We start from the raw sequence: 19,197 nt of genomic DNA on the forward strand, positions 1-19,197 counted from the left end.
ATAATTAAGATTGCGTAGGATATGAAACGTTTGATTTTTCTAGTCACGGCTGTCACCTACTTTCATCTGGATTGCAGACAGGATTGCTACAGAAACAAGGATAAATACGGACAATGCTGCCGCATAATTAAACTTCGGTGTCTCCACAAAGGAGATGTTAAATATGTAATGTGCAAGGGTCATCGTTGATTTACCAGGACCTCCTGCAGTCAGGTTTACAGACTCATCAAACAACTGCAAAGTACCTGATGTGGACATGATCGCTGTCAAAAGAATCGTCGGTTTCAGTAATGGAATGGTAATTTTAAAGAACTGCTGAAATGCAGTTGCTCCGTCAATACGGCTGGCTTCATAGATGGACTGGTCAATGTTCTGCAGTCCCGCCAGATAAAATACCATATTATATCCGGTCCATCTCCACACAAGGGCAATGATAATTACAAACCGGGCTGCCCATGCATTCTGGAACCAGTCCACAGCTCCAATTCCCATCTTTGTAAGCACCATGTTTACAAATCCGTCCGGTGCAAACAGGGACTTAAAGATCATTGAATAAGATACCAGAGAAGTCGCACATGGGAGAAAGATCATGGTTCTGAATAATCCCTTAAAACGAAGTGTGGCATCATTCAGAAGCTGTGCCAGGATCAATGCCAGGATCAGCATGACCGGCACCTGAATAATAAAGTAAAATACGGTGTTAAATAAACATTGTTTAAATGTTCTGTCTTTTAGAATTCTGCTGTAATTGGCGATTCCCACCCAGGTCTGTGCTGCTCCTATTCCTTTTCTGAAGGAAAGCAGGATTGCCTGGAACATGGGATAAAAGCAGAATACAAAGATCAGCAATGATGCAGGGATCAGAAACGCCCAGCCGATCAGGTTGTGCTTTTTCTGAAGACTCATTTTCTTTTTTGTACCTGATGTATTTGCCATTGATGTCCTCCTGAAAAACAGGGCTGCCGCAAAATCTCCTTTTGAATTTTGCGACAGCCCGAGGTTACTTACTGTCAGTGAATATATATGGTATCAAAGTCATAAATCCTGTTCTGTCTATACAATAACTATCAAACGGATAAAAGCATCCTCTTCGCTACGCAGCTCTACACCAAATATCTGCTCCGCAGTTTAGTTAAATTGTATCAAAGAATCGAACGGATATCTTATATCTGAAATACCTGATATTATTTACTATCCTTCAATATTAAACTCTACAGCTTCCTGTGCTGTCTGGAGTTCTTCTGCTACGTCTGCGCCACTCTGTACAACGTTTGTAACTACGTCTGTCAGTGCGCTTCTGATATCGGAATAGTATGCGCCACAGTCAAATGCAGGAACTTTGCTTGCATAGTCTACAATGTCTGCATAAACTTTCTGTCCGCCGTAGAAGTCGGATGCTTCCTGATATACATCAGATTCTGCTGCCGGAAGGTAACTTGCGATCGCACCTGCGTTTACAAGAAGGTCATCATAAAGTTCTACGCTTCCACCAAATGTGGATTTGATGAAATCATAAGCAAGATCAGGGTTCTTGCAGTTGGAAGATACCGCCCAGCTTGCGCCGCCGCAGTTTGCATAGTTTGTAGCACCTTCTACATCGTCTAATGCAGGCATATCTACGATTGTCCGTTTTCCAGACTGATCTTCTGCTGCCTGTACGGATGACATGATCCAGCATCCATTAATAACGCCTGCTGCATCGCCATTGTTCATAGAAGCAATGTACTGATCCCAGTCAGTGTACTCTGTCATGTATCCTTCATTTACAAGCTGTGCATAAACTTCTACTGCCTGTTTCAGAACTTCATTATCAGCAATCTTTACTTCGCCATCTACGATCGGGGAAGCACCTGCTGACTGAAGCATTTCCAGTATAAGTTCTGATCCGCCAGATGTTGTCAACATTGGAATATCTGTTTTCTCTTTTACAGTTTTTGCAAGTTCCATAAATTTGGACCATGTGATATCTTTGAAATCATCTGTTGTTAATCCGGCTTCTTCTACGATATCGGAGCGGATTGCCATGATGGTTGCACCATTGTCGAACGGTACGCCGTAATTCTTTCCATCTACTGTGGAATCTGCAAGTTTACCTGTAGAGAACTGAGAGAAATCAATTCCTGAATCTGTCAGATCTGTAAATACATCCGGAAAGCTTGTAACATCTTTATGATAGGAATAATCCTACATTAAGAAGATGTCTGGAAGTGTGCTGTAATCGCCTGATGTCGCGGCTGTGATCAGTTTTGTCTCGATATCGCTGTATACATTCTCCTGAATATCCAGTTTGAAATCCGGATGATCTTCCTGATAAATCTTCTTTGCCTGCTGCATTGCATAAATGTTAAAATTCGGATCCCAGCACCATACGGTTAATGTCTGGTCATCATCAGCTGCTGCAGCCGGAACTGCTGCTACCATAGATCCTAACATTGCAGTTGCCAGTAAAACACTTAAAAATCCTTTTTTCTTCATATAACTCTTTTCCTCCTTAGATTATCGTTTGAAAATTTCCGTTGCTTTTAATCTGTTTATAGAATACTTTCTTTTGAAAATTATTTCAATTCGCTTTTTGCTTTGTTTTTTAGAAATCTTGCTGTCTCGCTATAATTATGTTATTATAAAAAAAATGTTATCAATAAATTTTGTATGCATTTATTTTTTAATCATAATGAACTATGATGATTTTATTTTTTATTATTTTTTATGCATTTATCCCAATATCCAGAGTATTTTACGAAGAAAGTATTTGGAATGCTTATTTATCTACTGCAAACAAAATTACTAAATTTCCATGTACATAAGTGGCACAATAAAAACTTATCTCTGCAGACTTTATCTGCTGAAAATTATTTTCCACCCATAACTCAAAGGAGGGGGATTCCATGAGTACACAATCACTCCGCTTCAGTCCCGAAGACAGAACGCCTCAGGAGGTCACACTTTTAAATGCATCCGCTTCCCGCTATGAAGGCGATTGGCCAAGTATTCCGCATTCTCATGCATTTACAGAACTGTTTTATGTGCGTGACGGGCAGGGCGAGTTTCTGATAGAGGATAATATCTTTCCAATCTCAAAGGATGACTTAATTATCGTTAATCCTCACATCAATCACACAGAGATTTCCAGGGGAAGTCCGCCTCTGAGTTACTTTACGGTGGGCGTAGATGGACTATGTTTTTCTTTTAATGACCACAAAGAATACCGCATTTTTAACTGCAGAGAGAAGAAAACGGATCTGCTGTTTTATTTTAATTCCATTTTTCAGGAACTGGATAAGCAGTCTGAAGGGTATGAACAGATCTGTAAACATATGCTGGATGTCCTGATCCTGCAGCTTCGACGAATTACGGATTCCCCCTTTGACTTAATCACAGCTCAACATCCGACCAAGGAATGCGCAGCTATTAAACGGTATCTGGATTCCAATTATGGAGAAAATATTACTCTGGATCATCTTTCGGCGCTCAGTCATCTGAATAAGTATTATCTGAGTCATGAATTTACGAAGTATTATGGAATCTCTCCTATTAATTATCTGAATCATAAACGGATTGAAGTGTGTAAAGAATTACTGGAAAATACAGATTACGGAATATCAGATATTGCTCATCTGGCAGGTTTCTCTTCTCAGAGTTATCTGTCCCAGAGCTTTCGGAAATCCTGTGGGATGACTGCTGGAAATTATCGTAAACTTAAGAAAAAAAGAAAGGAAGCTATGTAAGCTATGCAATTTACAATTCCCAATTATTATAAGGAATTCTCCTGCATTGCAGGAGCCTGTCCGGATACCTGCTGCGCAGGATGGCAAATTGTGATTGATGATAAAACATTAAAGAAATATCAGCATCTCAAAGGGCCGTTCCGCAATCGTCTGCACAATGATATTGACTGGAAGGAACATGTTTTCCGCCAGTATGACCATCGCTGTGCATTTCTGAATGAGGAGAATCTGTGTGATATTTATACAGAGGCGGGACCGAAAATGTTCTGTAAAACCTGCCGCAATTATCCGAGACATATTGAAGAATTTGAAGGTCTGCGGGAGATTTCCCTGTCCCTTTCCTGTCCGGAGGCTGCGAGGATCCTGTTGTCTCAGAAAGAGAAAGTACAGTTTGTTACCAGAGAAAAAGAGACCCGCGAAGAGGTTTATGATGACTTTGATTATCTTCTGTTTACCGCTCTGATGGATACCAGAGATATGCTTATAGATGTGATCCAGGACAGAAGTGTTCCTATGCAGAAACGTCTGTGGAAAGTGCTGGCAATCGCACATGATTTTCAGTTGTGCGTGGATAAAAATGAGCTGTTTCAGTGGGAAGATATACGGAAGCGTCATGAAGATTCCGGATATAGAGATGCATTTTGCAGCAAAGTTTACTCCCGAATAAACCCAAATAGTTCAAAGAATGTTTCCAGTTCTCCTATAATAACAGACAGTGCAGAAGTCACTACAACAGATGATGCTGATAATCATATCACCGATAATGCAATTAATACTTCAAATATATCCAGCACTTCTGATAAATCTAACTTTATAGATACATCAAAAGAATTATATAAAGAAATGTGGAAAACTGTTATTCCGGAAATGGAGGTTCTTCGTCCAGGATGGCAGGAATACTTAAGGGATTGTCTGACTCCACTGTATAAAGAAGATGCAGCTCAGCAGTCTGACTCAGGAAATCTTTATTCGTATCAGAAAAGCGAATTTGATTATTATTATCCGGACTGGCAGATTCAGGAAGAACAGCTTCTGGTTTACTGGATCTATACTTATTTCTGCGGTGCAGTTTATGATGATGAGATCTTTGCCAAAATCAAAATGGCAGTTGTCTGTACTCTGTTTATCCACGATCTGAGTGTCGGCACTTATCTGAAAAATAACCGCGAATTTCATCTGGGTAACCAGATTCAGATCTGTTATCAGTTCTCCAGAGAGTTAGAGCATTCAGATCTTAATCTGAATAAATTTGAGGAACTGATGTCAGAAAATAAAATATTCTCTTTCGAAAATATACTAAAAATATGTTAAACAAAAAACTTGCTGCACAGTTGAAAATTTCTTCTGTACAGCAAGTTTTTAATTATTTATCCATGCCAGCTTTCTTTCGGGAATCTTCGCGCACCATATCGCGCAGACTCTTCATATATTCGCTGAAACTACATTCTTTGGTTCCATAGGTCATCTGAAGATCATATTCCAGTGGAATCCACGTAGAAAGATCTGCTTCGTTATGCTGGATCAGAGCTTCTAATCTGTCCAGAGCCTTGTATATCTTTGCTTCCAGGGTCTCCAGAGCTTCCATTTCAGCAAACAATTCTTTTAAATCTGTTCTGTATGGTTCCGGGAGTGTATCCAGCAGTTCATCCATTACATGATTCTCATGGTCTGAATCTGCGGATGTTTTCTCAAATGCAGGGATGTCTCCTGTGATTGCTTCGCCCATATCATGGAACATACACATTTTAATTACTTTGTCTATATCTGCATCCGGGAACTCATCCTGCATAAAATAAGCCATCATAGTAAGCCGCCAGCTGTGTTCTGCCACACTTTCATGTCGCCCGGAAGATGTGTAAGAATGTCTGGTGTTGCACTTTAATCTCTCTGCTACTTTTAAAAAATCCAGAAATGCTCTGCTATCCATATGTATCCTCTCCCTGTTCATAATATATAATCATTACCTAAATCAGGCGGATAACCTAATCTGGTTTACCGCCTGATATCATACCTATTTTCCTGATCCAATTTCAAACGGATAAAGTCATCCGCTTCACGACTTACTCATAACCAAATAACTGCTCCGCAGTTTGATTTTGTTACACTAATTTATCCAGAATAGAATGTCCAATGGTTCCTTCCGGCATTTTTACCTGAAAGTTGTCTGCGATAGTTGCTCCGATGATTGCAAAGGTATTCTCTTCCTCTAACTGACCTCCCTCTGTCATCTTTGGTGACCAGGAGATAAATGGTACATATTCTCTGGTATGGTCTGTTCCTGTGTATGTCGGGTCATTACCATGGTCTGCTGTGATGATCAGAAGATCATCGGATGTCATCTCGTTCATCAGAACACCCAGGTTTTTGTCAAATTTCTCTATCTCCTGTCCGTATCCTTCTGGATTTCTGCGGTGTCCCCAGAGTGCGTCGAAATCTACCAGATTAGTAAAGCAGAGTCCGTGGAAATCTTTCTTACTGATTTCAATAGTCTGCTCCATTCCATGTACAGAACTATTGGAATACAGTGCTTCTGTCACACCTTCGCCACAGAAAATATCGTTAATCTTTCCTACACTGATCACGTCGTAACCTGCATCTTTCAGAGCATTCATAGCTGTTAAACCTGTTGGCTTCAGTGCATAATCATGACGGTTGCTTGTACGCTTGAACTCGCCTTTCTTCTTACCGACATATGGTCTGGCAATAACACGGCCTACACGCCATTCATCTTTCATTGTGATCTCACGTGCGATCTCGCAGCAACGGTACAGATTCTGAAGGTCAAATGTCTCTTCATTTCCGCAAATCTGAAGGACTGAGTCAGCAGATGTATAGACGATCATTGCACCTGTATTGATCTCTTCTTCGCCAAGTTCCTCAATGATCTCAGTACCGCTGGCACTCTTATTTCCAATTACACGTTTACCACAGCGTTTCTCAAGTTCCGCGATCAGTTCTGGCGGGAATCCTGTGTCTGTAAAGGTTTTAAATGGTTTCTCTGTCTTGATTCCCATCATTTCCCAATGTCCTGTCATAGTATCCTTACCATTACTGGCTTCGCTGACACGCATGAAACGTCCCATTGGATTCTCGACAGTCTCCATCTTTCCTCCCTGATGAAGATTTACCATTCCCAGTTTCTGCAGATTCGGAATATCCAGTGTTCCCATACGATCCAGGATATGTCCAAAAGTGTCTACCCCTACATCTCCGAATCTCTCTGAATCAGGCATTGCTCCAATCCCCAGAGAATCCAGCACGATCACAAATATTCTCTTATACTTCTCCATTTTACGATTTCCTTTCTGTTTATTATTTTCATTGAATAAGTAAGCCCCTGCTTTCATTGTCTGAGCAATAAACTACAAGCAGGGACTTTTGTCATAATTTCTTTAGTTGTATCATAACATAATTTTGGTGTTCCCGCTATCATAATCTCTGGATTTTTAGAATAAAGTCATTACCAAAAAATCTGAAGAACCGTTTAGAGTCCTTCAGATTTCTGTTATAAAATAATTCCATATATAATTGTTGATGCCAATACAATGATAAATCCTTCCAGAATATCTATCGGCAGTAACTTAATTCTCTCATTGATCGGCATTCCCATTGCACCGGCTGATGCATGGAAAATAGAACCATGAGGCAGAGAGTCCAGTACAATAGTTCCTGCATGAAGCATTGCTGCCCCATACAGAGCCGGCATAATTTGTGTAATAGTTCCGGAAAATGTGGCAGATGCAATAGTTGCTCCTGCAGAAGAAGACGCAGTTGCTCCTGCCATTACAATACCAGAAATCGGTGCCAGAAGAAATGCCGGCAGATTCATTGCATTCAATACAGTTGTCATATCCACCTGAAATTGCGAAGTTTTAATAATTCCTGAAATGGTTCCTGTTCCAATCAGCAGGATAGCTACAGGCATCATTTTCCCCAGACCATATGAAATGTATTCGCCCAGATGCTTCATCTTTCTCATACAGGCAAGTCCAATGATCGCGCCTGCCGGAAGCGCTACCAGTGGATCAATAGTAATCCCACAGATCGGACGAAGCATCAGCAGAACCACTGCAATCAACGGTCCAACAATAGATGCCCATATAGACGGTAACCCCATTGGCTGTGTATTTACTTCCACTGACTGTGTTTTATCTGCAACATTTACTGATTTATTCTTTCCAGAAAGAATTTTACAAATAATAACTGTTCCTGCCAGACCCACAATTGCCGGAATAATATTTGCTGCCATCAACGCAGAAAGATCTACACCAAAAGTTTCTGCAGCCGCAATCGTATTTGGGTTTGGTGAAATTACCATTCCCGCTTTTTCTCCACCCATTAACGCTGCAAGAAGAATAAAATTGTTGCATCCAATTCTCTGTCCAATAACCATGGCGGTCGGTGCTACTGTAATAACTGCAACATCACCAAATACACCAACTGCTGTCAGGATCATAGTTGCCAATGCCAAGGAAAATAATGCTCTTTTTTCTCCAAACAAGCGAATAATCTGATCTGCAATTTTAACTGCTGCTCCAGACTGAATCAGAATTCCTGCCAGCACACCTGAAGTTACAATTCTGAGAATTGCAGGCATAATTCCCTGTGCTCCTGTTACCATACATGTTACGGTTCCTTCTATTCCTGCTCCGCCGATCACACCGCCTACAAATGCTCCTGCGATCATACTGTAAGCAGGTTCTACTTTCTTAACGATCAAAAAGATTGCGACTGCCAGGCCGATCAGTGCTCCCAGAGTTGCATTTAACTCAATAAATTCAATATCTGTTAATTTCTTCAGTTCTTCTACCTGACGGGTAGTTTTATCCGTATGAGAACCTACCACAATAATTCCACCATTATCTGTTTCTTTCGTAACCATCTGCTGTCTTGTAAGAAGTGGCTGGTCGGAAACACCGCCCATAACTTTTACTATAGCTGCCGCTGTGCGGAACATAAATACTTTTCCTTTTGCCATTGCTCTGTACAGAGCGACACAGAATACTTTAATATCTGCATAATCCACCGCATTTACAATAATCTTATTAAATCCCTGCACATTCATCAGCAGATTTTCAATTTTTTCTATATCCATATTATGGATATCTTCCAGAGATATGCAGGTAACATTCTCTGCTTTATATGTACCTTTTGTTTTCTCCTCTATATACTCCGGCATAGTAGCAGCAGTGTAACCAAAGGTTTTATCTTTCGCAAATTCTGTTTCATTTGCAGGAATCAGTTTATCTCCATATTTAACGTAATGCACATCATCTATGGTGAATCTTCCACCTTCTTTAAAGAACGGGCACAGAATTTCACCGTCAATTGTTTTTCCTGTATTCTTTTCATAATTTGCTTTAAGAATCTCTGTTTCCAGCGGATAGTGACCCCTTAATGTGGAATCACTTCTGCTGATAAAAATATATTCCCGTCCAGTTTCTCTGGCTACTTCATCTACTACTGCTGAAATTTCATTATGTGCTGCGGTAGTCTGCTCTGCTGTAAATCCTCTGGAATTGGTCAGGATATAAAATAAGTTATTTTTCTCCTCAAATCCCTGACGGATCGTTTCTTTTTCCCAGTTTGTGTAAACAGAAATATCATGTACGGTCTGTACTCCTGTAGGATCATCATCCAGGACTACTATCTTTTTGTTGTTCTTCTCTATTTCCTGTTTCAACAATGTATCAATATACACTTCATCTATTTTTTTATAGGAAGTTAAAACTTCTGCCTTTAATGCCATTTTCTTTCCCTGCTTTCTATCTCTTTTATTTTATAATTTCTCTGTCTGATTTATAGTGGTTTCATAAATACTGCACTCAATCCAGTACATCAGCGTGCGGAAGTCTGCATCAGGTATTTTCAGCTCAGTTTCTTTACTTCTACATTTGCGAGTTCTTCGAAGTACTGTACAATTCCGCCGTGATCATCCTCCATATGTCCATGGATCTTTAATGTCTGAAGAATCTCATATAACTGCGCTGTGTACGAAATCGGTACATCAATGGAGTGTGCTGTGTTTACTACATTCTTGATGTCTTTATGATTGATTCTGATTGGTCCGCCTGGTTTGAAATTACGCTCAATGATCATTGGAATTTTTGCATCAAGAACTGCACTTCCTGCCAGACCTCCTCGAATTGCCTGATATACTTTCTCAGAATCAGCTCCTGCTTTTGTTGCCAGAACAAATGCTTCAGATACAACTGCAATAGTATTGTTTACAATTACCTGATTTGCAAGTTTCGTAACACTTCCGCTTCCCGGACCACCAATTAACAATGCAGAATTTCCAAGAATGAAAAGAACTTGGAATTTCCCGTACTCCTTTTCGTGATGCAATCCACAGGCTTGCACAGGAAAGATATATTGACATTATTCCAAATAAGGGATTTATGCTGCATCAGCTTAGTAAGGAAGATGTAAATGAAACTTTTCAGATCCGTTCTGCGCTGGAAAGCTACTGTACTTTACAGATCTGTAAGGAAACTAACAGCAGAAAAGCCGGAAAGTTATTTAAAGAATTGAATAAGATTATGGAGAAGATGGAGAAGATTATGATTTCTTCCCACTCTATTGATGATTTCTGTGAATACGATTTTCGTTTTCATACCCAAATTATTAATTATCTGGAAAATGAACAGTTCTCTTCTATTTTCGCTACATTCATGTATCGGATGAAACGCCTTGCAAAATTTTCTCTGTCTCATGAAGGAAGAATGGAGAATACTTATAAAGAACACATGGACATTTTGAATGCCATGCAATCCGGAGATGTAGAGCATATTTATGATATCACGATCCAGCATATGGAACGTCCAAAAGGAATCAACCTGGAAGATCTCTAATGATTTTCCAGGTTGATTTTTTATGCCAGTGCCAACAGATCTCTGCCTTCTTTCAGTCTTTCATAGAACTGCTGATAGAAATCTTCGTTCTGGTCGTATGGTTTAAGATAAAATCTGTTTACCACAAAGAGATTCAGATTCTTAATTAGTTCTGAATCCTCTGCATTATACAGTACTTCCTGTACGTCCAGCAGAAAATAATGCCAGTCATTTACAAATTTCTCATAATTTTTCAGATCCGGTGTGTCAATCCATTTTTTTACTTTGATCTTACTGCGGTTTGTTTTCGGACATTCGTGAACCTGAAGAATATATTTGAAGCCGCCGTCTTCATAAAATCTTCCAAGCGGAAATAATCTGCAGAATCCCGGTCTTATAACATGGATGCTGCAGCGGCCTTCTCTGTTGAGGAAGACACACTGCTCATTTGCACCTGTCATTCGAAGATGCGGCAAGATATTGCCGTCTGATACTCCCAGTTCCAGACATTCCTGCAGTAACTGCTCTGCCGGTTTCTTTAATCCCACTGATAATCTGTATACATCAAATGGGTCTAAGATTACTGAATCGCCCATTCCCTGACAGCAGTCACAGCATCCTTCACAGTTATGGCTGTCTGCTTTTACCATATCATTGGAATCATATAACTTTCCATCTGAAATCTCTTCCAGCGTCTGTTCTCTCCGCATCAGAAAGCCTCCAGCCCGGTTACTCCCCAGTCAGAAGCAAGTTCTTTCATTCCGTCAAGTACTTCTTCTCTGGAATATCCATTATTATCCAAGAAATCTCCATCCATATCATTCAGGTACAGGTAAAAGGTCAGTGCCAGTTCCAGATAATCTACGTCATCTTCTACCATACCTACATAAAGTTCATTCTCTGCTTCATTGATCTTGCCTTCTTCTGCAAGTTTCATAATAGTTACAAAAAGTTTATCTGCTTCTGTATAATCTGCTTCATTCTCAGGAAGTGTGTAATTCGGCTGCTGTTCGTGGAGCAAAAGCTTTGCGATCAGTCTTCCTACATCCTGAATATTTCTTATCATATGATCATCCTGTACTGCCATATCTGTTTCATCCTTTCTATCTCTAATCCAGTTTCAATCCTGCAAGTGCCTGTGCAAATGCATTATTTACCGGTTCTTTGGCTTCCTTCTGCTGCTGTCTCATATATTTCTGGACATCACGCTTGTTGACTCCTGCGCCTTCTTTGGCTCTTCTTGCCTGGAAAGCAGAGAGTTTCTCCTTGTATCCGCAGACACAGATAAATGTTTCTTCCTTACCTTTCACATACATTTCCATACGTTTATGACACTTTGGACAGCGTGCATTAGTAGTTCTGGATACAGTCTCTTTGTAACCACATTCTCTGTCCTGACACACCAGCATCTTTGCATTCTTTCCGTTAACTGCAAGAAGCTTCTTGCCGCAATTTGGACAGATCTTGTTTGTAAGATTATCATGACGGAAGGTCCCCTCTCCAGTCTTAATCTCATCTACAATATCGCAGGTATAATTTCGGATTTCTTTTAAGAATGTTTCCTGCTTCATCTTGCCCTTGGCGATATTTCCCAGCTTCATCTCCCAGTCTGCAGTCAGCTCCGGTTTGCGTAGTTCTTCAGGTACCAGCTCCAGGAGCTGTTTTGCCTTGGAAGTCAAATGGATTTCATTGCCTTTCTTTTCCATAAGAAAGCTATTAAAAAGTTTCTCAATAATATCTGCTCTGGTGGCAACGGTTCCCAGACCGCCTGTCTCGCCAAGAGTTTTCACAGCTTTCACATCGTGACTCTCCATATATCGTACAGGATTCTCCATCGCAGCGAGAAGTGTAGCTTCTGTAAATCTCGCAGGCGGTTTTGTCTTGCCTGTATTCATGGATACACTATCAATATGTAGCTTTTCACCTTCTCTCATCTGAGGAAGGTTCTGATCTTTCAGTTTCTGAGATTCATCAGCCGAATCTATATCGTCATCGCTTCCATCTGTGTCCATATTCTCGTACACTTCTTTCCATCCGACGCTCTTTACAACTTTACCGCTGGCTGCAAACAGTTCTCCAACTGTCTTTCCTTCCATACTTACCTGCTCGTAAATAAACGGCGGATACAGCACGCTTAAGAATCTGCGTACTACCATGTCGTAAATCTTTCGCTCCTCATTTGTCATATGATCAAGCTGGACAAACTGTTCCGTAGGAATGATCGCATGATGATCACTGACCTTTTTATCATCCACAAAGCTTCCGTTTGCACGGATCGGCTGATTCATCAGTGCTCCTGCCAGTTTTCTGTACGGTCCGACTGCGCAGGCTTTCAGACGTTCTTTGATCGTAGGTACAATATCTTTGCCGATATATCTGGAATCTGTTCTCGGATACGTAAGGACTTTATGATTCTCATACAGACGCTGCATAATGTTCAGTGTCTGTTTGGCTGAATAACCATATCTTTGATTTGCTTCTCTCTGTAATGTAGTCAGGTCATATAAGCCCGGTGCAAAAGATTTCTTTTCTTTACTGGTTACGGAAGATACTTCCAGTGCCTGATTTCGGACAGCAGATGCGATTTCCTCTGCTTTCTCTTTATTAAAAGTTCTGAAACTCTTACTCTTTGATTCTCTCCATGTCCAGGTAACATCTCCGGCTTTCAGCGTAAGCCCGTAATATTCTTTTGGCTTAAATGCACGGATCTCCTCTTCCCTTTTCGCAATCATTGCAAGTGTCGGTGTCTGTACACGTCCACAGGAAAGCTGCGCATTGTATTTACAGGTGAGTGCTCTGGTTCCGTTCATTCCTACGAGCCAGTCTGCCTCTGCTCTTGCAACTGCTGCTCTGTACAGGTTATCGTACTCATGTCCGTTCTTCAGATTCGCAAAGCCTTCTTTGATCGCTTTGTCTGTAACAGATGAGATCCAAAGTCTGCGGATTGGTTTGTGGCAGTCTGCTTTATCAAGAATCCAACGGGCAACCAGTTCTCCTTCTCGTCCGGCATCTGTGGCAATGATAATATCCTTGATATCTTTTCTGTAAAGCTGTGTTTTAACTGCATTGTACTGTTTACCGGTCTGACGGATGACTACCAGTTTCATCTTATCCGGCATCATGGGAAGTGTGGACATTTCCCATTTTGTATATTTCTTATCGTATTCCTCAGGATCTGCCAGTGTCACAAGATGCCCCAGTGCCCAGGTAACTACATATTCTTTTCCTTCCAAAGTTCCGTTGCCTTTCTGCATACAGTGAAGGACTCTGGCAATATCTCTGGCAACAGATGGCTTCTCTGCTATTACTAATGATTTCATAGATAAACTCCTTTTTATGTCATTGAAATATTATGAAATACTTTTCTGATAATTTTCTATGGCATAAAAAATCTGCAGCCAGGGTTTTCTATTGCCCTGACCGCTGATTTTTTCTCTTATGAAAGTATAGCATAGATAGGTCTAATTTACAAATAATTCTGCCTGCTTTATATCAATCTTATATCCAACTCCACGTACTGTTTCCACCAGTTCTCCTGCTGTACCCAGTTTCTGTCTCAGTGTTCGGATATGTACATCCACTGTTCTGCTCTCTCCGTCAAATTCGTATCCCCATACCTGATTCAGAAGCTGTGTTCTTGAGAGAACGGTTCCGCTGTTCTTCAGCAACAGACATAAAACTTCATATTCCTTTAACGTAAGGTTTACATTCTGTTTATCCACTGTGGCGATATGTCTGGCAGGGCAGACATAGAGATTTCCTATCTGATATTCCTCTACACCGTCATCTTCTGTTCTTCTCAGCAATGCACGGATTCTGGAAATCAGTTCCATCATTCGGAAGGGCTTTGGAATATAATCGTCTGCTCCGCTGTCCAGGCCTACTACTGTATCATATTCACTGCTCTTGGCAGTCAGCATGATGATCGGAAGTTTCCGAGTATCTGGACGCATGCGCAGTTTTTTCAATATGGAAATACCGTCTTCTTCAGGAAGCATAACATCCAGAAGCAACAATACCGGCTGTTCTTTTTCAAGTGCTTTCCAGAAAAGGGATGGTCTCTCGAAACCCTTTGCTTCAAATCCCTGACTTTTCAGGGTGTAAATTACCAGTTCACGAATGCTCTCATCATCTTCTACCAAATATATCATTTTGTTTTTCTCCATTTTTAATATTTTTTACTGGCAGATATCTCTGTTTTACACAGAAATAAAAGCCTCTTTATTTAATTCATTAGTCTTAGTATAAAGATTCCCCGTTAAATCTTTGTTTGACTTTCCGTTAAAACTTTGTAAAATCCCACATTTTATTTCCGATTTTTTAATAAAATTTTTATATACTTTATGAGAAAATTTATTTGTAAAAAAAGTATGAAGATGATATGATAATTAAAGAAATAAAGCGTTACAGAATTAATACAGATTATCGTTCATAACAGATCATACAAGGAAGGTGACATTGTGAAGCGTTTTATTGACAAATATCGACACGGACTTGTTATTATTATTTACAGCATTGTTTATATTCTGATGTTTGGCTGGCTGGAGCACAGACCAATCCACAGCTATCATATCGTACATACAGTTTTTGACGATTGGATTCCATTTTGTGAGTTTTTTATTGTTCCTTACATGTTATGGTTTCCATATATGATCCTGGCGGTAGCCTATTTTATCTTTTTTAATAAGAATAAACATGAATATTATCAGCTGGCATTTAATCTTATGATGGGAATGACCGTTTTTCTGATCGTTTCTTACGTTTATCCGAATGCCCAGCATTTACGCCCGACAGAATTTCCAAGGGACAACATCTTCACATCTGCAGTAAAGTGGCTGTACAGTACAGATACTCCTACAAACATTCTTCCGAGTATCCATGTATTTAATTCTCTTGCAATTCATATGTCGCTTACAAACTGTGAAGTTCTTCGAGATAAGAAGCTTGTAAAGGCTGCGTCCCTTACCCTTACTTCTCTGATCATCATGTCAACGATGTTCCTGAAGCAGCATTCTGTAATTGATGTATGTATGGGCGCTACACTTGCATTGTTTGGCTTTGTGGTTTTTTACCCAAGAAAGGTGACTGAATCTTCCAGAGCCGATTATTTCAGAAATGCAGAAAGAAAAAAAAGTGAAAATTAATAGTCAAGCGGATATTCGCAATTGAAACAAGGGACTTACTTGATTCGGTTAAAAAATAAAAGCAGAACACCTGATAAGAAACAACTATTTGTTTCTTATCAGGTGTTCTGCTTTTTAGATAATCAAAATTTATTTGTAATTTAGTCAGACAGATAAAATCATGCGCTTCGCTGTTTACCTGGTTTTGTTAGATCAGACAAATACTGTCAGATAAAATTAATTGAATCCATAGAATTTCTGGCTGATCTTATATGCTGCTACAGACACCTTTCTGCCGCCCCTTCCAGGGAGATTCATGACTCTGCCGAAGAGACTGTGGCGCAGTCTTCTGTACACAGCACGGTTCTGCAGTTTGATGTACTCAAGAAGTTCTTTTTTCTTCTGTAATGATTCCTCTGTATCTGCGCGGATCAGCATAATGGAAGAGATCGTTGTGATAATATCCAGATAGCTGAACATATAATTTTTCAGATGTTTATCTGTATTTGGACAGTTAATATAAGCATCTACCATCAGTTTGTTTACACGGATCTGCTGGTCGATACGTTTGATCATTACTTTTTCATTAACGGACTGATCATCTCTGCCGATAAAATAGCGGTAGAAATTCACATCCAGATAGTAGAGATTCTTTACATATGGAAGTGGTTCAAAAGCAAACAGATTATCTACGTAGAATGTATGCTTCGGCAACTCCAGACCACATTCATGAAGCAGTTCGGTACGGTAGATCATGGAATGCATCAGAAGGTATTTACCCTTTGGCATATGTTTTACCTCTTCCCATCCGAATACTCTGTCCTGCGGCAGGCATCTGCGGTACTGCATAACCTTCTTGCGGGCTGCACCCTGTTTCTCATATACAAAGTTACTGATCAGAAGGTCTACTGTCTGCGGACCTCTTAACAATTCATATAAAGTCTCCAGAATCTTGATATATGCTTCTTTATTTACCCAGTCATCACTGTCTACTACTTTAAAATACAGACCTGTAGCATTTCTGATACCTGCATTTACAGCCTCTCCGTGGCCGCCGTTCTCCTGGTGGATAGCTTTCACGATCGTAGGATACTTCGCCGCATAAGCATCGGCGATCTCAGCAGTTCTGTCTGAGGATCCGTCGTCAACGACCAGAATCTCAACTTCCTCTCCTCCTACTAATAATGACTCTATACACTTCTCCATATAATCCTGAGAATTATAACATGGAATCGCAATACTTAACAGTTTCATCTTGTTTCCTCCTTGATATACTTTGCATACGCTCCAAAAGCAGATGGAATTGCGTATTGTTTACCGGATTGTTCTCTGGTTGCAAAAATAAGTTCTTTATCCTGTGTTCTCTTCAGGGATGAGACCTTTATTCTGTATGCCTGCATTCTCCATTCAATATGGGAGAAAATATGCTTTGCAGGCGGAAGTTTCTCTATATACAGGGGATCAAGTCCCAGACCTTCAACATAGGAAAGGGCTTCCTCTCTGTCCAGATGTCCCTGTATATTCGGCAGTTCATACAATCCTGCCAGCAGCCCTGCCTCTGGGCGCTTTCTGATGGCTGTATATTCTCCATCCTGAATGATAAATACAGTTTTGTTTTCCAGTGTTCTGGCTTTCTTTGGTGCTTTTACAGGAATATCATCCACTTTGTCATGCTTTCGTGCCAGACAGGCAGATGCCACAGGACATTCTTCACATTTTGCCTGACCATTAGGGACACATATAACAGCACCCAGTTCCATCAATGCCTGATTAAAATCCCCCGGACATTCTGCCGGCATAATCTTCTGAATCTGCTGCTCTATCTTTTTGCGAACAGACTGCTTACTGATATCTTCCGTACTCTCTGTAATTCTGGAAATTACACGCAGTACATTTCCGTCTACTGCAGGAACTGATATTCCGTATGCAATAGATGCTATGGCACCAGCAGTGTAGCTTCCTATTCCTTTTAACGACAGAAGAGCCTGATAATCTTCAGGTAATCTGCCATTATATTCTTTTTTTACAGTCAGAGCCGCCTCCTGCATGTTTCGGACACGGTTATAATACCCCAGTCCTTCCCATAACTTCAGAAGCTTCTCCTGCGGACAGTCTGCCAGTGCTTCTATATCCGGAAGTTCTGTGATAAAACGCTGAAAATACGGTTTCACTGCTTCTACTCTGGTCTGCTGCAGCATAATTTCAGATACCCATGTATAATACGCATTTTGTTTATCTCTCCATGGAAGTATTCTCTTATTGTCTCTGTACCATTTTACCAGAGGTATTACGATTTCTTCAAGCATGATTTTTCTCCACTAAACATATTTCGACAGGATCCTGTATCTCGATCGTATCCTCTGTGACCAGACAGTCTCTTGCGATCAGTTTTACACCTGCCTTCTGTGCTCTCTGCAGTGCTTCGCCAAATTCATGATGCGTCGTCCAGTTAGGTTCGAACCTCTTAACCCCTTTCATCTGGATCACAAACAGAAGATATGCCTCATAACCATCTTCAAGACACCGGATCAGTTCTTCCACATGTTTTATCCCTCTCTCGGTAGGTGCATCCGGAAATCTGGCAATGTTATCTGCCTCAAGAGTCACACCTTTCACTTCAATAAATGCTTTTCTCTGTTCTGACTCCACATAGATGTCAAATCTGGAATTACCGTAAGTTTTTTCTGTCTTCACTGTCACTTCTTCCGGAAAAAGACTGCCGTTTCTGATCCATTCTGCTGCTGCTTTGTTTGGTACCTGAGAATCCATATTGATCCATCGACCGGATTTATTTACACAAATCAGATCATATTTCGTCTTTCTGTCAGGGTTGGAGCTCTTTTCCAGAATTACTTCTGTTCCCGAAATTAGCAGTTCTCTGCATCTTCCCGTATTCTTCACATGTACGGTTTCTGTATGTCCCCCTAATTCTACCTGTGCAATGAAGCGATTCGGTCTGTTTTGAAAGACTGCTTTTTCTATGTTATTATATTTCATCTTCTTTACTGGTTTCCTCATTTACTCTCTGATAGCTTTCTCTATCTTAACATAAAATATCAAGAAACGCAAAAAGGATTGTACACGCTCTTTCAATCGTGAACAATCCCCTTTAAATTCTATTCTATTTTTTCTTTTTCTGTTTTTCTGCATTTTACTCTCAGATAATACATCAGACCAACAATGATAATCAGCAGAACTACTATGTATCCAATCTTAAAAGCCATTCCTGTTGTAAACATATCAATTCCTGTCAAAATACCAATCAGAATCAACGCTACACCACAGCCCTTCTCCATCTTCTTCTCATCGTAAAATTTCTTTCGTGCTTCTGCATTTCCACCTTTCATAAAAACACTTCCATGTCCTGTCAGAAGCATTACGCCTATTACAAGAGCAGCAATTGTTAATATCAGATCTAAAGAATCCACAATTATTCTCCTTCCAATTTTCTTATATGACAACTCAAAACATTGTCAAGCGAATATTCATAATCCGCTTCGCTACTTGATTCGGTTA

General features: G+C 40.2%; 18 protein-coding genes and 1 pseudogene. 4 read left to right on the forward strand and 15 right to left on the reverse strand.

What is annotated here, in order from left to right; translation table 11 throughout:
• Positions 1-39: 39 nt before the first annotated feature.
• The 3 genes and pseudogenes from ACTNES_RS05495 to ACTNES_RS05505 form a co-directional block, all read right to left on the reverse strand.
• Positions 40-936 (reverse strand): carbohydrate ABC transporter permease, encoded by an 897-nt coding sequence (locus ACTNES_RS05495; protein ID WP_291807471.1) that lies wholly within the window; start codon positions 934-936, stop codon positions 40-42.
• Positions 937-1,191: 255 nt separating this feature from the next.
• Positions 1,192-2,136: pseudogene (locus tag ACTNES_RS05500) on the reverse strand (ABC transporter substrate-binding protein); the annotation flags it as partial.
• A gap of 48 nt (positions 2,137-2,184) precedes the next feature.
• Positions 2,185-2,475, reverse strand: a complete 291-nt coding sequence (locus ACTNES_RS05505; RefSeq protein ID WP_330636049.1) for a hypothetical protein — start codon at positions 2,473-2,475, stop codon at positions 2,185-2,187.
• 410 nt (positions 2,476-2,885) lie between these two features.
• Between ACTNES_RS05505 and ACTNES_RS05510 the strand changes: the two genes are divergently transcribed.
• Both ACTNES_RS05510 and fliB read left to right on the forward strand, forming a co-directional pair.
• Positions 2,886-3,725 carry an AraC family transcriptional regulator gene (locus ACTNES_RS05510; RefSeq protein ID WP_216459677.1) on the forward strand — a complete coding sequence of 280 codons (840 nt, stop codon included), beginning with the start codon at positions 2,886-2,888 and terminating at the stop codon, positions 3,723-3,725.
• Between the two features lie 3 nt (positions 3,726-3,728).
• Complete coding sequence (gene fliB / locus ACTNES_RS05515) at positions 3,729-5,036, forward strand: flagellin lysine-N-methylase (protein WP_291818204.1); 1,308 nt, start codon at positions 3,729-3,731, stop codon at positions 5,034-5,036.
• Between the two features lie 52 nt (positions 5,037-5,088).
• On the opposite strand, the gene ACTNES_RS05520 is transcribed toward fliB, so the two are convergent.
• The 4 genes from ACTNES_RS05520 to ACTNES_RS05535 form a co-directional block, all read right to left on the reverse strand.
• Positions 5,089-5,652 carry an HD domain-containing protein gene (locus ACTNES_RS05520; protein ID WP_291818202.1) on the reverse strand — a complete coding sequence of 188 codons (564 nt, stop codon included), beginning with the start codon at positions 5,650-5,652 and terminating at the stop codon, positions 5,089-5,091.
• A gap of 172 nt (positions 5,653-5,824) precedes the next feature.
• Positions 5,825-7,015 carry a phosphopentomutase gene (locus ACTNES_RS05525; RefSeq protein WP_291818200.1) on the reverse strand — a complete coding sequence of 397 codons (1,191 nt, stop codon included), beginning with the start codon at positions 7,013-7,015 and terminating at the stop codon, positions 5,825-5,827.
• Positions 7,016-7,230: 215 nt separating this feature from the next.
• On the reverse strand, positions 7,231-9,474 hold the full coding sequence (locus ACTNES_RS05530; protein WP_441038772.1) for a GntT/GntP/DsdX family permease: 2,244 nt from the start codon (positions 9,472-9,474) through the stop codon (positions 7,231-7,233).
• 119 nt (positions 9,475-9,593) lie between these two features.
• Entirely contained in the window at positions 9,594-10,013 is a 420-nt protein-coding gene (locus ACTNES_RS05535; RefSeq protein ID WP_331476696.1) for an NAD-binding protein, read from the reverse strand.
• A 113-nt stretch (positions 10,014-10,126) separates the two neighbouring features.
• On the opposite strand from ACTNES_RS05535, the gene ACTNES_RS05540 reads away from it, so the two are divergent.
• Positions 10,127-10,579, forward strand: coding sequence for a GntR family transcriptional regulator (locus tag ACTNES_RS05540; RefSeq protein ID WP_291818198.1), 453 nt, complete (start codon positions 10,127-10,129; stop codon positions 10,577-10,579).
• 20 nt (positions 10,580-10,599) lie between these two features.
• On the opposite strand, the gene ACTNES_RS05545 is transcribed toward ACTNES_RS05540, so the two are convergent.
• From ACTNES_RS05545 to ACTNES_RS05560, 4 genes are all read right to left on the reverse strand, one after another.
• Positions 10,600-11,268: a YkgJ family cysteine cluster protein gene (locus ACTNES_RS05545; protein WP_216459682.1), complete on the reverse strand. Its 669-nt coding sequence runs from the start codon at positions 11,266-11,268 to the stop codon at positions 10,600-10,602.
• Entirely contained in the window at positions 11,268-11,645 is a 378-nt protein-coding gene (locus tag ACTNES_RS05550) for a DUF6483 family protein (RefSeq protein WP_216459683.1), read from the reverse strand. The genes ACTNES_RS05545 and ACTNES_RS05550 overlap by 1 nt, the downstream gene beginning before the upstream one ends.
• Positions 11,646-11,667: 22 nt before the next feature.
• On the reverse strand, positions 11,668-13,878 hold the full coding sequence (locus ACTNES_RS05555; RefSeq protein ID WP_320813813.1) for a DNA topoisomerase III: 2,211 nt from the start codon (positions 13,876-13,878) through the stop codon (positions 11,668-11,670).
• Between the two features lie 141 nt (positions 13,879-14,019).
• A complete protein-coding gene (locus ACTNES_RS05560; RefSeq protein ID WP_291807498.1) occupies positions 14,020-14,709 on the reverse strand; it encodes a response regulator transcription factor in 690 nt (229 codons plus the stop codon).
• A gap of 309 nt (positions 14,710-15,018) precedes the next feature.
• On the opposite strand from ACTNES_RS05560, the gene ACTNES_RS05565 reads away from it, so the two are divergent.
• Complete coding sequence (locus tag ACTNES_RS05565) at positions 15,019-15,702, forward strand: phosphatase PAP2 family protein (RefSeq protein WP_291807501.1); 684 nt, start codon at positions 15,019-15,021, stop codon at positions 15,700-15,702.
• Positions 15,703-15,918: 216 nt separating this feature from the next.
• Here the strand turns inward: ACTNES_RS05565 and ACTNES_RS05570 are convergent, their stop codons facing one another.
• The 4 genes from ACTNES_RS05570 to ACTNES_RS05585 all read right to left on the reverse strand — a co-directional run bounded on the left by ACTNES_RS05570 (position 15,919) and on the right by ACTNES_RS05585 (position 19,109).
• Positions 15,919-16,935, reverse strand: coding sequence for a glycosyltransferase family 2 protein (locus tag ACTNES_RS05570; protein WP_291807504.1), 1,017 nt, complete (start codon positions 16,933-16,935; stop codon positions 15,919-15,921).
• Entirely contained in the window at positions 16,932-17,987 is a 1,056-nt protein-coding gene (gene mutY / locus ACTNES_RS05575; protein ID WP_291807507.1) for an A/G-specific adenine glycosylase, read from the reverse strand. The genes ACTNES_RS05570 and mutY overlap by 4 nt, the downstream gene beginning before the upstream one ends.
• Positions 17,980-18,699 carry a DNA/RNA nuclease SfsA gene (gene sfsA, locus ACTNES_RS05580; RefSeq protein WP_320813812.1) on the reverse strand — a complete coding sequence of 240 codons (720 nt, stop codon included), beginning with the start codon at positions 18,697-18,699 and terminating at the stop codon, positions 17,980-17,982. The genes mutY and sfsA overlap by 8 nt, the downstream gene beginning before the upstream one ends.
• A 98-nt stretch (positions 18,700-18,797) precedes the next feature.
• A complete protein-coding gene (locus tag ACTNES_RS05585) occupies positions 18,798-19,109 on the reverse strand; it encodes a DUF3784 domain-containing protein (RefSeq protein ID WP_291807510.1) in 312 nt (103 codons plus the stop codon).
• Between the last annotated feature and the right edge of the window lie 88 nt (positions 19,110-19,197).

The organism is Blautia sp. HCP3S3_D9, assembly GCF_052063845.1.
Classification (GTDB): domain Bacteria; phylum Bacillota; class Clostridia; order Lachnospirales; family Lachnospiraceae; genus Blautia_A.

What these genes read in the sequence shown, in the direction of transcription:
- ACTNES_RS05560 (WP_291807498.1), bottom strand. Translation starts at nt 14,709, where the DNA reads ATGATATATTTGGTAGAAGATGATGAGAGCATTCGTGAACTGGTAATT.
- ACTNES_RS05545 (WP_216459682.1), bottom strand. Translation starts at nt 11,268, where the DNA reads ATGCGGAGAGAACAGACGCTGGAAGAGATTTCAGATGGAAAGTTATAT.
- ACTNES_RS05550 (WP_216459683.1), bottom strand. Translation starts at nt 11,645, where the DNA reads ATGGCAGTACAGGATGATCATATGATAAGAAATATTCAGGATGTAGGA.
- ACTNES_RS05525 (WP_291818200.1), bottom strand. Translation starts at nt 7,015, where the DNA reads ATGGAGAAGTATAAGAGAATATTTGTGATCGTGCTGGATTCTCTGGGG.
- sfsA (WP_320813812.1), bottom strand. Translation starts at nt 18,699, where the DNA reads ATGAGGAAACCAGTAAAGAAGATGAAATATAATAACATAGAAAAAGCA.
- ACTNES_RS05540 (WP_291818198.1), top strand. Translation starts at nt 10,127, where the DNA reads ATGCTGCATCAGCTTAGTAAGGAAGATGTAAATGAAACTTTTCAGATC.
- ACTNES_RS05570 (WP_291807504.1), bottom strand. Translation starts at nt 16,935, where the DNA reads ATGAAACTGTTAAGTATTGCGATTCCATGTTATAATTCTCAGGATTAT.
- ACTNES_RS05520 (WP_291818202.1), bottom strand. Translation starts at nt 5,652, where the DNA reads ATGGATAGCAGAGCATTTCTGGATTTTTTAAAAGTAGCAGAGAGATTA.
- ACTNES_RS05495 (WP_291807471.1), bottom strand. Translation starts at nt 936, where the DNA reads ATGGCAAATACATCAGGTACAAAAAAGAAAATGAGTCTTCAGAAAAAG.
- ACTNES_RS05505 (WP_330636049.1), bottom strand. Translation starts at nt 2,475, where the DNA reads ATGAAGAAAAAAGGATTTTTAAGTGTTTTACTGGCAACTGCAATGTTA.
- ACTNES_RS05555 (WP_320813813.1), bottom strand. Translation starts at nt 13,878, where the DNA reads ATGAAATCATTAGTAATAGCAGAGAAGCCATCTGTTGCCAGAGATATT.
- fliB (WP_291818204.1), top strand. Translation starts at nt 3,729, where the DNA reads ATGCAATTTACAATTCCCAATTATTATAAGGAATTCTCCTGCATTGCA.
- ACTNES_RS05530 (WP_441038772.1), bottom strand. Translation starts at nt 9,474, where the DNA reads ATGGCATTAAAGGCAGAAGTTTTAACTTCCTATAAAAAAATAGATGAA.
- mutY (WP_291807507.1), bottom strand. Translation starts at nt 17,987, where the DNA reads ATGCTTGAAGAAATCGTAATACCTCTGGTAAAATGGTACAGAGACAAT.
- ACTNES_RS05510 (WP_216459677.1), top strand. Translation starts at nt 2,886, where the DNA reads ATGAGTACACAATCACTCCGCTTCAGTCCCGAAGACAGAACGCCTCAG.